17 protein-coding genes and 1 tRNA gene are annotated in these 14655 nt (G+C 67.9%); 11 read left to right on the top strand and 7 right to left on the bottom strand.

All coding sequences use genetic code 11. The features are described from left to right. The first annotated feature begins 35 nt into the window (after positions 1-35). The 6 genes from ccmA to GGC30_RS14230 are packed head-to-tail and all read left to right on the top strand — an operon-like array spanning position 36 to position 3214. On the top strand, positions 36-659 hold the full coding sequence (gene ccmA, locus GGC30_RS14205) for a heme ABC exporter ATP-binding protein CcmA (protein ID WP_153925554.1): 624 nt from the start codon (positions 36-38) through the stop codon (positions 657-659). Next, entirely contained in the window at positions 656-1366 is a 711-nt protein-coding gene (gene ccmB / locus GGC30_RS14210) for a heme exporter protein CcmB (protein WP_082465091.1), read from the top strand. The genes ccmA and ccmB overlap by 4 nt, the downstream gene beginning before the upstream one ends. A gap of 39 nt (positions 1367-1405) precedes the next feature. Next, complete coding sequence (locus GGC30_RS14215; RefSeq protein WP_066553183.1) at positions 1406-2125, top strand: heme ABC transporter permease; 720 nt, start codon at positions 1406-1408, stop codon at positions 2123-2125. 4 nt (positions 2126-2129) lie between these two features. Further along, positions 2130-2348 carry a heme exporter protein CcmD gene (gene ccmD / locus GGC30_RS14220; RefSeq protein ID WP_066553186.1) on the top strand — a complete coding sequence of 73 codons (219 nt, stop codon included), beginning with the start codon at positions 2130-2132 and terminating at the stop codon, positions 2346-2348. Next, complete coding sequence (locus GGC30_RS14225) at positions 2345-2905, top strand: DsbE family thiol:disulfide interchange protein (protein ID WP_017506276.1); 561 nt, start codon at positions 2345-2347, stop codon at positions 2903-2905. Before ccmD ends, GGC30_RS14225 begins: the two co-directional genes overlap by 4 nt. Positions 2906-2950: 45 nt before the next feature. Continuing rightward, positions 2951-3214, top strand: a complete 264-nt coding sequence (locus tag GGC30_RS14230) for a hypothetical protein (RefSeq protein ID WP_153925556.1) — start codon at positions 2951-2953, stop codon at positions 3212-3214. On the opposite strand, the gene GGC30_RS14235 is transcribed toward GGC30_RS14230, so the two are convergent. From GGC30_RS14235 to GGC30_RS14245, 3 genes are read right to left on the bottom strand one after another with little or no spacing between them, the layout of a single operon-like run. Then, positions 3215-4075: a M48 family metallopeptidase gene (locus tag GGC30_RS14235; protein ID WP_228763756.1), complete on the bottom strand. Its 861-nt coding sequence runs from the start codon at positions 4073-4075 to the stop codon at positions 3215-3217. Continuing rightward, on the bottom strand, positions 4039-5577 hold the full coding sequence (locus GGC30_RS14240) for a cryptochrome/photolyase family protein (RefSeq protein WP_153925558.1): 1539 nt from the start codon (positions 5575-5577) through the stop codon (positions 4039-4041). The genes GGC30_RS14235 and GGC30_RS14240 overlap by 37 nt, the downstream gene beginning before the upstream one ends. Before the next feature lie 12 nt (positions 5578-5589). After that, entirely contained in the window at positions 5590-5946 is a 357-nt protein-coding gene (locus tag GGC30_RS14245; protein ID WP_153925560.1) for a thiol-disulfide oxidoreductase DCC family protein, read from the bottom strand. A gap of 95 nt (positions 5947-6041) precedes the next feature. Between GGC30_RS14245 and GGC30_RS14250 the strand changes: the two genes are divergently transcribed. Continuing rightward, complete coding sequence (locus GGC30_RS14250; RefSeq protein WP_153925562.1) at positions 6042-6506, top strand: DUF3429 domain-containing protein; 465 nt, start codon at positions 6042-6044, stop codon at positions 6504-6506. A 74-nt stretch (positions 6507-6580) separates the two neighbouring features. Here GGC30_RS14250 and GGC30_RS14255 read toward each other — a convergent pair. Together GGC30_RS14255 and GGC30_RS14260 are read right to left on the bottom strand one after the other, a co-directional pair. Then, positions 6581-6655, bottom strand: a tRNA-Gly gene (locus GGC30_RS14255). A 118-nt stretch (positions 6656-6773) separates the two neighbouring features. Next, complete coding sequence (locus GGC30_RS14260; protein ID WP_066553203.1) at positions 6774-7556, bottom strand: SDR family NAD(P)-dependent oxidoreductase; 783 nt, start codon at positions 7554-7556, stop codon at positions 6774-6776. Between the two features lie 55 nt (positions 7557-7611). On the opposite strand from GGC30_RS14260, the gene GGC30_RS14265 reads away from it, so the two are divergent. Together GGC30_RS14265 and GGC30_RS14270 are read left to right on the top strand one after the other, a co-directional pair. Beyond that, positions 7612-8010 carry a YkvA family protein gene (locus GGC30_RS14265; protein WP_153925564.1) on the top strand — a complete coding sequence of 133 codons (399 nt, stop codon included), beginning with the start codon at positions 7612-7614 and terminating at the stop codon, positions 8008-8010. Positions 8011-8066: 56 nt separating this feature from the next. Continuing rightward, the gene (locus GGC30_RS14270) at positions 8067-9251 is read left to right on the top strand and encodes a S41 family peptidase (RefSeq protein ID WP_153925566.1); all 1185 of its coding nucleotides are present in this window, start codon (positions 8067-8069) and stop codon (positions 9249-9251) included. A gap of 4 nt (positions 9252-9255) precedes the next feature. On the opposite strand, the gene GGC30_RS14275 is transcribed toward GGC30_RS14270, so the two are convergent. Next, positions 9256-10257, bottom strand: coding sequence for an NADPH:quinone oxidoreductase family protein (locus GGC30_RS14275; protein WP_153925568.1), 1002 nt, complete (start codon positions 10255-10257; stop codon positions 9256-9258). 99 nt (positions 10258-10356) lie between these two features. Here GGC30_RS14275 and GGC30_RS14280 point away from each other — a divergent pair, with 99 nt between their 5' ends. After that, positions 10357-11226 carry an isoaspartyl peptidase/L-asparaginase family protein gene (locus GGC30_RS14280; RefSeq protein WP_153925570.1) on the top strand — a complete coding sequence of 290 codons (870 nt, stop codon included), beginning with the start codon at positions 10357-10359 and terminating at the stop codon, positions 11224-11226. On the opposite strand, the gene GGC30_RS14285 is transcribed toward GGC30_RS14280, so the two are convergent. After that, positions 11223-12944, bottom strand: coding sequence for an ATP-binding protein (locus tag GGC30_RS14285; RefSeq protein ID WP_153925572.1), 1722 nt, complete (start codon positions 12942-12944; stop codon positions 11223-11225). The genes GGC30_RS14280 and GGC30_RS14285 overlap by 4 nt on opposite strands. Before the next feature lie 247 nt (positions 12945-13191). On the opposite strand from GGC30_RS14285, the gene GGC30_RS14290 reads away from it, so the two are divergent. After that, a partial coding sequence (locus GGC30_RS14290; protein ID WP_194943608.1) for a pitrilysin family protein occupies positions 13192-14655 on the top strand: 1464 nt, incomplete at its 3' end.

A 14655-nucleotide genomic window follows, 5' to 3' on the forward strand; every position in this document is an offset into this window, starting at 1 on the left:
AGGGTTCGCAGATTTGGCGCGGCGGGTGAAACGCGATGATCCACACCCTCGCCCTCTCCGGCCTGAGCGTGTCGCGCGGCGAGCGGCGATTGTTCGACGGCCTCAACCTAACCTTGCGCGCCGGCGAGGTGCTGGCCCTGACGGGCGCAAACGGGGCGGGCAAGACCAGCCTGCTGCGCGCGATCGCCGGCCTGTTGCGCCCCGACGCCGGCACGGTCGCCTTCCAGGACGGCGATGGCAATCGGCTGGACGAACGACAGGCGCGTGGACGCGAAACCCATTTCCTCGGCCATCTGGACGGGCTTAAGGGCGGCCGCACCGCGCGCGAAGAGCTGGGGTTTCAGTGCGACTGGCTGGGCCACACCCAATACGGCGTCGACCACGCCGTCGAAGCTTTCGGCTTGAAGCCCCTGCTGGACCTGGAGGTCCGGCGTCTGTCCGCCGGTCAGCGCCGTCGCCTGGCCATGGGCCGGCTGGTCGGATCGCCGCGCGCCCTGTGGCTGCTGGACGAACCGATGGCGCCGCTGGACACGCGTTGGCGCGAAGCCTTCGCCGAGCAGATGCAGCGTCATCTGGACGCCGACGGCCTGATCGTCGCCGCCGTCCACGACCCCCTGCCGCTGCCGACCCGCTCTCTCGATCTGGGGGCGCTGAAGTGAGCCGCCACGATGTCGATCAGGAACCCCGTCCGCCCGGCCTGCGCGGCGCGACGCGCGTTCTGCTGGAGCGCGAACTGGATCTGGCCTGGGGCGGGGGCGGCGGCCCGTTGCTGGCCTGCGGCTTCTTCGCCTGTCTGACCGCCATTCTGCCGCTGGCGGCCGGCGGTGATCCGCGCACGCTCGGCCCGGTCGCCGGCGGCGTCGCCTGGTTGGCGCTCGCCCTGGCGTCCCTGCTGTCGCTGGAGCGGCTGTTCGAGCGTGACATGGAGGACGGGGCGCTGGATCTGCTGGCTCTCGGCCATCTGGCGCTGGAGCAGGTCGTCTTGATCAAGGCCCTGGCCCAGTGGATCGCCGTCGGCCTGCCGCTTGCCCTGACCGCCCCCGTCGCCGCCCTGGCGCTTGGCCTGCCCGCGTCGCTGACGCCTCTGGTCGCACTGACCGCCCTGATCGGCGGCGCAGGCTTCGCCTTCACCGGGGCGCTGGGCGCCGCCCTTGCGCTGGGCGCCAAGCGTGGCGGGCTGCTGATCGCCGTCGTCGTCCTGCCGCTCTTTATTCCCCCCGTCGTCTTCGGCGCCGGCGCCCTGGAGCGCGCGGGATCAGGCCAGCCGGTCGGCCCGGCATTGGCGTTGCTGTGCGCCTACGTGCTGTTCGCCGCCATCGTCGCCCCCTTCGCCGGGGCCGCCGCTGTTCGCAACGCGCAAGGGTGAGCTTGCCCGCCGTCCATTCGTTGCGTAAGCGCTGAACCGATGTTCGGCCTGTCCAATCCGCAGCGCTTCATGGCCTTCACCGGCCCGTTGACGCCCGTTCTGTGGGGGCTCGCCGCCGTGCTGCTGGGCGTCGGCGCCTGGCTCAGCTTCACCGTTCCGGCCGATTATCAGCAGGGCGACACGGTGCGGATCATGTTCGTCCATGTCCCCGCCGCCACCCTGGGCCTGGGCGCCTATGCGGCGCTGGGCGTGTCCAGCTTCTTTGCGCTGATCTTCCGTCACGCCTTGGCCGACGCCGCCGCCCGCGCCGCCGCCCTGCCGGGCGCCGCCTTCACGGCCCTGGCCCTGTTCACCGGCTCGCTGTGGGGCCAGCCGATGTGGGGGACCTGGTGGGTGTGGGACGCGCGCCTGACCAGCGTGCTGGTGCTGTTTCTCTTCTATCTCGGCTATATGGCGCTGAGAGCCTCGATCGACGACGAGCAGAAGGCCGGGCGCGCCGCCGCCGTCTTGGGTTTGGTCGGCCTGATCAATCTGCCGATCGTGAAGTTTTCGGTCGACTGGTGGAACACTCTGCACCAGCCCGCTAGCTTTCTGACGCCCGGATCGTCGGGGCTGGATCCCGTTTATCTGCCGCCCTTCCTGACGATGCTGGCGGCCTACGGGATGCTGTTCGCGGCCCTCTGGCTGACCGCCATCCGCACCGAGATCCGCCGCCGCCGCGTCATGACCCTGCGCGCTCGGCTGGCTCAGGAGGCCTGAAGCCATGCTCGACCTCGACATGACCCCCTACGCCACCTTCGTCTGGCCCGCCTGGGGCGTCAGCGCCCTGGTCCTGACCGCCCTGACCGTCCGCGCCGTCGTCGCCTCCCGCAGATGGAAGCGCGAACTGGCCCGGCTTGAGGCAGACCAAGGCACACACCCAGAAGCAGCGGACACCAACCGCCCTCAAGCAGCGCGAAGCGCGTTAGGACAAGAGAAATGAACCGCTGGCTGGCCCTGATCCCGCTGGCGGTCCTCGCGGCGCTGGCGGCCTTGTTCGTCGGGTGGTCGCTGAAGCGCGATCCGGCTTTCAAGCCCGACGCCCTGGTCGGCCAGACCATCCCCGAGACGGTCCTGCCCCTGCTGTCAGGCGACCAGGCGGGACCGGGCAATCTGGACCTGAAGACCGCCGGCGTCGGCCGGCCCATGCTGGTCAATGTGTTCGCCTCCTGGTGCGCGCCGTGCCGGATCGAACATCCCAAGCTGCTGGCGCTGAAGGCGCGCGGCGTCGCCGTGGTCGGCATCGCCTACAAGGATGAGCCGGTCGCCACCCGCGCCTTCCTCGACGAACTGGGCGATCCCTATTCGATGGTGCTGGTGGACCGCGAAGGTCGTGCGGGCCTCGACCTCGGCATCTCCGGCGTGCCCGAGACCTTCGCGGTCGACGCCATGGGCCGCATCACCGCCAAACAGTCCGGCCCCCTCTTGGACGACGCCGACATCGACCGACTGGTCGCCTCCATGCAGGCCCCTCCTCGTCCCGCACCGACCAAGCGGTGAGGCGGCGTTAACCCTTTTTCGAGGGTTTCCGTTAACCATGTCGGCATGAGCGCGATTCGTCCCGACCTGCCTCTGAACACACCCGCCCAGGGCCTTGATCTGCCGAGCGCCCGCAGCGCCCAGGCGGCCTTCTTCCGCGCTGCAATGGAGCAGACTGCGGCGCCCAAGCGGCCGGTCCCGGCCGCCGCCGTCATGTCCACGATCCGAACCGCAAACCCGGCCCGGCCGGTGGAGGCGCCCCCCGCCCCGGCCCAGCGCGAGGAGCCGCGGATCATGCGCCCCGGCTCCTACCTCGACATCCGGGTCTGATCAGTTCCAGCCGCGGCTGGCGATATATTGCTGCAACGCCTCGATCCGGGTCGCGTCCGACGGGTGGGTCGAGGCGAACTGCGGCGTCTGGGTCTGACGCTGCGCCGCCATCAGGCGCCATAGCGCGACCGCCTGCGACGGCTTGAACCCGGCTCCAGCCATATAGTCCACGCCCAGACGGTCGGCCTCCAGCTCGTCGCGCCGCGAATAGGGCAGCAGAAGGCCGTATTGGGCGGCCAGACCGCCATAGGCGTTGACCGCATCTCCATAGCGACCCGCAGCCCCGCCGACGGCCGCCAGACCGACACTGGTCACCGTCTGGTTCGAGGCGCGCTCGGCCGCATGGTTGGCGACGACGTGTCCGATTTCGTGACCGATCACGCTGGCCAGCTGATCGTCGTTCTGGACCAGGGCCAACAGGCTGGTCGTCACGCCGATCTGGCCGGACGGCAGGACGAAGGCGTTGGGGCTGGCTTCCGTGAACACCGCATAGTCCCAGGTCCGATTGCCCAGACCCGCCGCCTGGACCAGACGGTCGCCGACGCGACGAATCCGGTCGACCTGGCCGCCGGTCGTCATCACGCCTGGCTTGGCGATAGCCTCTCGCCAGGCCGCCGTCGATTGCTGCGACAGGGCGGCGTTGTCCACCAGCAGAAGCTGATTGCGACCCAGGGCTTCGTTATACGCGCAGGCGGACAGGGCCGAGGCCGCGACGGCGGCGGCCAGGACAAGGGCGGAACGGCGGGGCAGGATCACGGGGGCGGCCTCTTCGAGCAGGACGAAACAGCAAGGCAAATGGTCGCGCTGGGCCTGAGGTTCCACCGTCAATCGATCGGCGTCGCGCCTAGCTGAGTCCGGCATGCTTCCGCCTCGGCCGCCAGGGCCTTGCGCTTGGCCTCCCCGAACTTCTCCAGCGTGCGGTAGGGCATGGCCAGCCGCACATTGTCCCGCAGCCGGCCGCGATTGCGCTCCAGAAAGCCCCAGTACAGCCGGTTGAACGGGCAGGCGGCATCGCCGCTCTTGCTCTTCACGTCATAGCGACACGCCCCGCAGTAGTCGCTCATCCGGTCGATATAGGCCCCCGAGGCCGCATAGGGCTTGGACCCTACGATGCCGCCATCGGCGAACAGGGCCATGCCGCGCGTATTGGGCATCTCGACCCATTCATAGGCGTCGGCATAGACACACATGTACCAGTCGTCGACCTGATCGGGATGCACGCCCAGCAGCAAGGCCAGATTGCCCGTCACCATCAGCCGCTGGATATGGTGGGCGTAGGCGTTGTCGCGCGTGGTCTTCACCACGTCGGCGACACAGGCCATGTCGGTCTCACCGGACCAGTAGAACCAGGGCAGCTTTCGGTCCGCATCCAGGAAGTTGCGCGCCCGATACTCCGGCGCCTTCAGCCAGTAGATGCCGCGCACGAACTCGCGCCATCCCAGGATTTGCCGAATGAAGCCTTCGACCGCGTTCAGGGGCGCCTTGCCCGCCCGATAGACCGCCTCGGCGCGCTTGCAGACGTCCAGAGGATCCAGCAGGCCCAGGTTGATCGACGTCGAGATCAGCCCATGCCACATCCATGGCTCATTCTCCGCCATCGCATCCTGCCAGTCCCCGAATGACGGCAGGACATCCTTCAGGAAGTGCTTCAGCGAGGCTTCCGCCTCCTCCGCCGTCGTGGCCCAGCCGAACTTGTCCAGCGATCCGAAATGGTCGCCGAACAGCCGCTCGACATCCGCCATCGCCTCGCGCGCCACGGCGTTGGGCGGGATGCGCAGGCGATCGGGCGGCGTCACGCCCTTGGCCAGCTTCTTGCGGTTCTCGGCGTCATAGTTCCAGCGCCCGCCCTCCGACTGATCGCCGTCCATCAGGATGCCCGTCGCGCGGCGCATCTCGCGATAGAAGAACTCCATGCGCAGCTGCGACTTGCCCGAGGCCCAGCGGCGAAAGCGGTCGTGGCTGCTGATGAAGCGGCGATCCTCGCGAATCTCGACCGGCAGCCCCGCCCCTTCCGCAAAGGCGGCCAGATGCTCGGCCAGCCGCCACTCGCCGCATTCGGTCATCACCACCGCCTCATGGGCGCCGTCGTCCAGCGCTCGGGCCAGTTCCCCGGTGATCGAACCGCTGTTGTCCGCATCGTCGATCCGCACATAGCGCACATTGACGCCCCGCTCCTTCAGCCGCTCGGCGTGATTGCGCATGGCGGCGAAGACCAGGGCCAGCTTCTGCTTGTGATGCCGGACATAGGTCGCCTCGTCGCGAACCTCGGCCATCAGAACCGTATCGACGTCCGGGTTCAGATCCTTCAGCGCCGACAGGTCGTTTGACAGCTGATCGCCCAGCACCAGCCTAAGCACGGACATGCGTTATTTCCATCACCGGGCCCATTTGCGAGCGAGAGACTGAAGTCGAGGACGCAGGCGAAGAAACACCCGGTACGCTCCCTCCAACGCCGCCAGGACCCAAGGGATGCGTGCGGCCAGACCCAGCGGTCGCAACAGCGGGATCGCCCGCCACATCGCCGCGAACGCCGCCGCGCCCGACAGCAGCCTGCCGTTCTCCGTTGCGTGGAATCGCGCCAGCAGCGTCTCGCGATCCAGCGGGCAGCTTGTCTGACCGTCCGACACATCGACGAAGCGGATCGCGCCGCGTCGATCCAGCCGCCGCATCACGGCGATCTCGCGTCGGCACAGGGGACAGCCGCCATCGTACCAGACAAGCAAGGGGGTCATGACGATCAAAGGCTCTCGGCGACGGCGAACGGGCTCGCCATCCTATACGGGCGTCCTCTACAGTCTGGATCGCAACCCGCCTTGACAGGTGTCCGATGACGATTGAACCCACCGGCCGACATCGCTTGCCGCCACTCGCCCGCATACTGGGTTTCGCCGGCCTGCTGCCCCAGGCGGCGGCGGTTGTCGTCCTTCTTGCACGCGATGCCGACCAGCAGACCGCCGCCCTCGGCCTGGCCTACGCCTACGCCGCCCTGATCTTCAGCTTCCTTGGCGGCGTCTGGTGGGGACTGGCGGCCGCGACGGGCGTGAAGACGCCCAAATGGGTCTGGACCGCCTCTGTGGCGCCCTCGCTTCTCGCGCTGGCGACCAGCGTCGTTTGGGCGGCGGGCTCCGACCCGGCCGTGTCGCTGGTCGTGCTGGGCGTCTTCATCGCCGCCAGCGTCCTGGTCGATCTGAAGCTAAAGGCGGCCGGTCTGACGCCCGAGGGCTGGCTGGCGCTGCGGGCGCCGCTGTCAATCGGTCTGGGCGTGCTGACGCTCGTCGCCGGACTGACCTGAAAATATCTTAGGCATCGGGCAAAAAATCGGGGCCTGCCGCAACCGACAGGCCCCTGATTTTACTCGTCTCGACTTGGAGCGGGCGAAGAGATTCGAACTCTCGACCCCAACCTTGGCAAGGTTGTGCTCTACCACTGAGCTACGCCCGCACTCCGTAGGAGCTAGGTGCGCTCCCCGTCGAGGAGGGGGCGTATAGCGGAGGGTTGATCGGTCCTGCAAGAGAGAATTTGCAAAAAGCGATCAAGTCCCGCTCACACCCCCCGCGCCTCAGCGCGGCGCCAGCCTGATGGCGCCGTCCAGACGGATGCATTCGCCGTTGATATAGACGTTTCGAGCCAGCTCCAGCACCAGCGACGCATAGTCGGCCGGCGTGCCCAAGCGGCTGGGGAAGGGGATGGCGGCGGCCAGGGCGTCCTGGATCTTCTGGTCCATGCCGGCCATCATCGGCGTCCACATGATCCCGGGCAGGATGGTGTTGCAGCGCACCCCTTCCTGGGCCAGATCGCGCGCGATCGGCAGGGTCATCGCATAGACGCCGCCCTTGGACGCCGAATAGGCCGCCTGGCCGATCTGGCCGTCCTGCGCCGCCACCGAGGCGGTGTTGACGATCAGCCCGCGCTCGCCATCCGCCATCGGCTCCAGCGTCACCATGCCCGCCGCCGATTGCGACAAAACGCGGAAGGTGCCGAACAGGTTGACCCGCACGGTGCGCTCAAACTGGGCCATGTCGTGGGCCTTGATCTCGCCGGTGTCCTTCTTGCGCGAGACGGTCTTCTGGCCCGTGGCGATGCCGGCGCAGTTGACGGTCAGACGTTCCTGGCCATGGGCGGCGCGGGCCTTTTCGAAGGCGGCGGCGACCGAGGCGTCGTCGGTCACGTCCACCTGGCAGAAGACGCCGCCGATTTCGGCCGCGACGGCCTCGCCCTTTTCGGCATTCAGATCGAACAGGGCGACCTTGGCCCCCGTCGCCGCGATGGCGCGCGCGGTGCCTTCGCCTAGGCCCGAGGCGCCGCCGGTGACCACTGCGGCGATGGTGTTGTCGAGTTTCATCCTGATCGTTCCTATATTGTCGTGAACCTGAGTTTCGTTTGAGGATTTAGCGGCCATGACCGCCAAAGCCAAACCCGCCGATCCGTCGGATGTCCTGGACCCGAAAAAGGCGCTCGTGCCGTCGGTGGTGGAGATCAACGAGGCGCGCGTGACCAAGGGCTTCTGGCCCAAGATTCAGCGCACGGCCGCCCGCATCCCCTTTGCGGACCAGGCCCTTGCCGCCTGGTACGCCGCGCGCGATCCGCAGACGCCGATGGCGGCCAAGGGCATGATCTTCGCGGGCCTGGCCTATTTCGTCATGCCGGTGGACGCCATTCCCGACATCTTCGCGGGCATAGGTTATACCGACGACGCGGCCGTCATCACCGCCCTGCTGGCCCTGGTCGGCGCCAACATCAAACGCCGCCACCGCGACCAGGCCGAGGACGCGGTGCAGCGGCTGAAGGCGAAATAGCTCAGCTTACCGATTATTCAGTTGTCTGGTGACCAAGCGAGACTCAATCTTGGGCCATGTCCTTTTTGAGGCGCCTGGCGCCATTCGTCGCCCTAACCGCTTTCGGCCTGCCGCTTGCCGCCCTGGCCCAAACAAGCGCGCCGACAGCCGAAGACTATAGGAGCGACGCCCGGTCCATCGAGGCGTTGGTCGCGGCCAACTACGCCTATCTGGATCGTTTTCCGCTTGGCCAGGCGCCCATGACTGAACGTCTGCGCGCCGAAGCTGATGCGGTTCAGGACAGCACGACCCTGCTGCGCTACGCCGAACGGAGACTGGCGTTGCTGGCGGACGCCCATGTTATCATCGGCAGTTCGTTTTCCGACAGCTGGGCCATCGTCCCCAGCTACGCTGACCTCTGGGTCGAGCCGGACGGCGGCACCTATCGCGTAACCGCCGTGCGAAAGGGATCGCCGGCCCGGGCCGCCGACGTGGCGCCGGGCGACCAGCTGGTTCGGATCGACGGCGTCCCGGTCGCCGAGGCCGTCGCCGCCTATTGGCGCGATCTGGGCCTGGAGTCGGGCGGCGACGCCGGCTACGCCGTGCGCGTGCTGGCGGCGGGACGCCGCGACCGCCCGCGTCGCCTGACGGTCCAGCGCGGCGACGGTCCGCAACGGGAGCTGGCGCTGTCGAACCTCTATGTGGCCCCGAGCCCCGACACCGGGCCGATCACGACCACGCGCGGACGTGACGGCCTGACCATAGCCTTCAACGATTCCCTGGGCGACGACCGCACCATCGCCGCCTTCGACGCCGCCATGACCCAGGCCCGCCGCAACGAGACGATCATCCTGGATTTGACCGACACCCCCAGCGGCGGCAACACGGTCGTCGCACGCGCTGTCATGGGCTGGTTCGTGAGCGAAGCCCGCCCCTACCAGGTGCACCGCCTTATGTCGGAAGAGCGCGAGACCGGCGTGCCGCGCCAGTGGATCGAAGAAGTGCTGCCTCGCCCCGGCCGCCATCACGCCGGCGCGGTTCGGGTCAAGGTCGGGCGCTGGACCGGCAGCATGGGCGAGGGCCTTGCCCTAGGCCTCAAAGCCCAAGGCGCGCAGGTCACGGGCTGCCCGATGGCCGGCCTCTTGGGCGCCATTTATGACTTCCGGCTCGAGCACTCAGGCCTGACCATCAAGCTGCCGGCCGAGCGGCTGTCGTCCGTATCGGGCGTCCCGCGCGAAGATTTCCGGTGTCCGGCGTCTTGATCGGTCAGCTCTCTACCGTCACCACGATCTTGCCCAGGGCTTGACGGTCGCCCAAGGCCTTGATCGCCTCGCCGGATTTTTCCAGCGGAAAGGTCTTGGACACGCGCGGCCTGATCTTGCCGTCCGCGTACATCTGCATCAGTTCGGCCATGTTGGCGGCGTGGGCCTTGGGATCGCGCATCACCGCCGCGCCCCAGAAGACGCCGATCACCGACACCGACTTCAGCAGCGTCAGGTTCAGCGGCAGGGACGGAATGCCCGCCGGGAAGCCGACCACCAGATAGCGCCCGTTCCAGTCCATGGCCCTCAGCGCCGGATCGGCGTAGTCGCCGCCGACCGCGTCATAAACGACGTCCGCCCCGTCGCGGCCGGTCGCGAGCTTGAACTCGCCGGACAGCTCTTTCTGCGCCGCCTTGTCCATCGGTCCCGACGGATAGATCAGGCCGTTGTCGGCGCCCAATTCGAGCGCGAACTCGACCTTGTCGTTGGTCGAGGCGGCGGCGACCACCTTGGCCCCCATAGCCTTGCCCAGTTCGACGGCGGCGGCGCCGACGCCCCCGGCCGCACCCAGCACCAAGAGGGTTTCGCCCGCCTTCAGCTGCGCCCGGTCCTTCAGCGCATAGTAGCTGGTGCCATAGGTCATGATCAGGGCGGCCGCCTCTTCGAAGCCCATGGCGTCGGGGATGGGGATGACCGTCTCGGCCCGCACCGCCAGCCTCTCGACCAGTCCGCCCCAGCCCGGCACGGCGATGACCCGGTCGCCCTTTCGAACGCCCTTGACGCCCTCGCCCACCGCCTCGACCACGCCGGCGATCTCGGCGCCGGGCGAGAAGGGCCGCTCGGGCCGGAACTGGTATTTGTCCTCGATGATCAGCGTGTCGGGATAGTTGATCCCAACCGCCTTGACCTCAATGATCACCTCGCCCGCCTTGGGCGTCGGGTCGAGCACGTCTTCCACGACCAGGGTTTCGGGGCCACCAGGCGTCTTGGACAGAACAGCGCGCATCTTTCCTCCTTGGCCGACATGGCGCGGCCTTCATCGCGACGCTAAAGAGCGCCACGCCCGTTTGAAAGAGGCGATAAGGACAAGGCTCAGGAAGACGACATGACCGCCCTCATCCTCCATGGCGGCGCCGGCGCCCGGCGCGAACGCAACTACGACGCCGAGGTCGTGCATATGCGCGAGGTGGTGGAAGCCATGAAGGTCCGGCTGGACGCGGGCGACAGCGCCCTGGATGTCGCCACCGCCGCCGTCGTCATGCTGGAGGATTCGGGCCTCTATGTCGCGGGCAAGGGCGCGTCCCCCAATCTCGCCGGCGCCTATGAGCTGGACGCCAGCATCATGGACGGATCGACGAAATGCGCCGGCGCCGTCGCCGCCCTGCAAGGGTTCCGCAATCCCGTCGTCGCCGCCCGCGCGGTGATGGATCGCACCCCCCACGTCATGCTGGTGGGCGACGGCGCGGCCCTGTTCGCCCATGACCAGGGGCTGGAGCCCATCGCCGACGAGGCCGCCTGGTTCACCGGCGCGGGCAAGGGCGAGGACAACCATCCGCCCGGCACGCTCAGCCACGGCACCGTCGGCGCCTGCGTGCTGGACAGCCAGGGCCGTCTCGCCGCCGCCACCTCGACCGCCGGCGTGTTCGGCAAGATGCCGGGCCGCGTCGGCGACACGCCGATCCCCGCCGCCGGAACCTGGGCGGACGCCCATGCCGCCACCTCCTGCACCGGCCAGGGCGAATATTTCATCCGCGTCGCCGCCTCCGCCCAAGTCGCCTGGCGCGTCGCCGCCGGTCAGTCGCTGGCCGAGGCGACCCAGGCCGTCGTCGACGAGATCGGTCAGATGGGCGGCGACGGCGGCATGATCGCCCTGGACGCCGCCGGAAACATCGCCGCCCCCTACAACAGCCAGGGCATGAAGCACGCCTGGCTGACGCCTGCCGGCGAGATCGGCGTCCACGTCTTCCGCGACTAGGTCTTGGCGGAGATCACGTCGGAAATGGTGGTCAGCAGCCGTTTCAGATCGATGGGCTTGCTGACCACCGCATCCATGCCCGCCGCCAGATAGCTCTCCACCTGCTCCACCATCGCATTGGCCGTCAGGGCGATGATCGGCGTGCGGACCAGCCCCTGGTCGGCCTCGCGTTGCCGGATCGTCCGTGTCGCCGTCGGACCATCCATGTTCGGCATCTGCACATCCATCAGGATCAAGTCCCAGTCGCGCGTTTGCGTCGCTTCGACCGCCTGAAGACCGTCATCGACGATCTCGACCTCGATCCCGACCTGGCCCAGAAGGCCGCGGATCACCTGCTGATTGACCGGGTGATCCTCGGCGACCAGCACCCGCAGCGCCCTTTCCGGCTCGGCGTCCGGCGCATCCTCGCCGGCCTTCACAGGTTGCGCCGGCGTCAGCGGCAGCGTGACGACGAAGATCGCCCCTTCGCCCGCCTCGCTCTCCACCTCGATCCGGCCGCCCATCAGCTCCACCAGGGTCGCCACGATCGACAGGCCCAACCCGGCCCCGTCACGCCGGTCGACGGCCGCCGCCTCGATCTGGGCGAAGCGCGTGAAGAGTTGCCCGATCTGGTCCGCCGGTATGCCCCGCCCGGTGTCCGACACCCGGAGCACCGCCCCGGCGTCCGTGCGCGCGACATCCAACGCCACCTGCCCCTCCGCCGTGAACTTGATGGCGTTGGATAGCAGGTTGAACAGGATTTGACGCAGCCGGACCGGATCGGCGCTGACCCATCTCAGGCCCGTCGACACGACGTGGAAGGTCAGGCCCTTGCTTTCGGCCAATGGCCGCAGCGTCTCAGTCACCTCGTGCACCAGGGCGTCCGCATCGATGGGCTGCGGCACGATCTCCAGCCGCCCCTCCTCGATCCGCGACAGGTCCAGAATCTGGTTGATCAGGTCCAGCAGAGTGTGGGCCGACCGGTTCAGGATCTCCAGTCGCGCCTTCTGCCGATCCTCCAGCGCGTCGCCCGCCATGATCTGCGCCATGCCGATGACGCCGTTCAGGGGGGTGCGGATCTCGTGGCTCATATTGGCCAGGAAGCGGGACTTGGCGACATTGGCCTCGTCCGCCTCCTGCCGCGCGCATCGGGCGGCGTCGCGGTCCTGAACCGCCGTCGCGTGCGCCGCCTGCAATTCCACCAACAACGCTTTGTTGCGCTGGTCCGCCGCGAACAGGTCGCACCACAAGGCGTGGGTCGCGCGCGAGATGATGAACAGGATCGTCGCCAGCATGACGAAGGCCGCCGCCACCGCCAGACCGTGCGGCCCGATCAGCGAGGGATAAATGACGACCAGCACGGTCGCGCAGATCGGCGCCGCCGCCAGCGCCAACAGCCGAGGCGCCGCGCTGAACTGAACGAAAGCCACACCGATTGACCAGACCTGAATCAGCACCACCACCAGCATCACATCGGCGCGGGGGTTCATCAGCCAGGCGATCAGCGGCCCGGACACCCCCAGGGCGAACCGGATCGCCACGATGGCCATCAGCAGCAGGGGCCAGCCCGCGACGGGCGCCTCAGTCTTCTGGTATCGCTTGACCCGCCCTTGCGCCCAGACGTCGAACGCCATGCCGACGAGGGCGAACCCCAACCCCAACCACGGCTGCCCGAGGGCCGCCAAGATCAGCCCGGCGGCCGCCCAGCTGCCGTAAAGAACGGCGGGCGGAGTAACCATATTTTGCAGGACGAAGGCCCAGACCGCGATCTTTTCGTCGGAGACAGAAGTCGCTTTCGCTCGTCTCGGCACGCGTCCTCGGCTTGGGTCGTCGCTGGGATGCGACCTCTTGGCGAATAGAGCGCCGTCGGGAGTTTGTCCATGAACGACCCGCGCCTTATCCGGTTCATTACAGCTCGGTAAGGTGCAAGACGCCCAATCGCTGATACGGTCTCGGCGCCCGGCGTTCCGGGCTTCGGAGCCCTTCATGAAATCCCGCCTGATCGCCACAGCCGCCGCCTCGGCCCTCCTTCTCGGCCTCGCCGCCCCCGCCTTCGCACAGAGCGCCGGGCCCGCCGCAGCCGCCGCTCAATCGACCGGGCAGGCGCCGCAGGGCGTGAGCGTGCCGCCGCTGGGCTTTACCAAGCGCGTTCTGGCGAACGGGCTGGAGGTCTATTCGGCGCGTGACGCCGACACCTCGAACGTCACGGTCCAGGTCTGGTACAAGGTCGGCTCCAAGGACGATCCAGCCGGCCGTTCGGGCTTCGCCCACCTGTTCGAACATCTGATGTTCAAGTCCACCACCAACCTGCCGCCCGAGACCTTCGACCGGCTGACCGAGGACGTGGGCGGCTCCAACAACGCCTTCACCGCCGACGACACCACCGCCTATTTCGAGACCGTGCCCGCCAACCATCTGGAGCGGATGCTGTTCGCCGAGGCCGACCGCATGGGTTCGCTGGTCGTGGACGAGCCGACCTTCGTCGCCGAGCGCGACGTGGTGAAGGAGGAATACCGCCAGCGGATTCTGGCCAACCCCTATGGACGCCTGTTCGGCCTGTTCGTGCCCGAGACGATCTATCAGGACAGCCCCTATCGCCGCCCGGGCATCGGCTCGATCGAGGAGCTTGAGGCCTCGTCTCTGGAGGACGTGCGCCGCTTCCACGCCACCTATTATCGCCCCGACGCGGCCTATCTGATCGTGGCCGGCAACTTCGACCAGGCTCAACTGGACCGCTGGGTGGATCAGTATTTCGGTCCGCTGAAGAATCCGACCACGCCGATCCCGACCAACAACGTCGTCGAGCCCGAGCCGACGGGTCCGCGCAACGTCACCTACTATGCGCCGAACGTGCCGCTGCCGGCCGCCGTCGTCGCCTGGCCGACGGTGAAATACGCTGACGCCGACCGCGCCGCCCTGACCGTTCTGGACGGCATCCTGTCCACCGGCGAATCCAGCCGCCTGTATCGCTCGCTGGTCTATGACAAGCAGATCGCGGCCCAGATCGGCTCGACCCCCGACTTCTCGCAGCAGGCCGGCAATCTGTCCGCCCTGGCGATCATGGCCCAAGGTCACACGGCCGAGGAAGGCATCGCCGCCCTTAACGAAGAAATCGGCAAGCTGCGCGACACGCCTGTCAGCGCCGCTGAACTGGCCGAGGCCAAGAACGAGATCGTCGCCAATACGCTGCGCAGCCGCGAAACGGTGGACGACCGCGCGACCGCCCTGGGCTTCTCGCTGATCAACACCGGCTCGGCCGCCGCCGCGGACGAAGAGGTCGCCCAGATCCAGGCCGTCACCGTCGCCGACATTCAGCGCGTCGCCCGCAAATATCTGACGCCGCAGCGCCAGTCGACGATCACCTTCCTGGCCGCCGACGATCAGAACCCCGCCTCGGTCCAGAAGATGAACGTGGACGCCCCCGTGAAGGTCGCCGACCTAGCCCACGCC

Origin of the sequence: Brevundimonas sp. SPF441, assembly GCF_009661015.1 — a bacterium.
GTDB classification, from domain to species: domain Bacteria; phylum Pseudomonadota; class Alphaproteobacteria; order Caulobacterales; family Caulobacteraceae; genus Brevundimonas; species Brevundimonas vesicularis.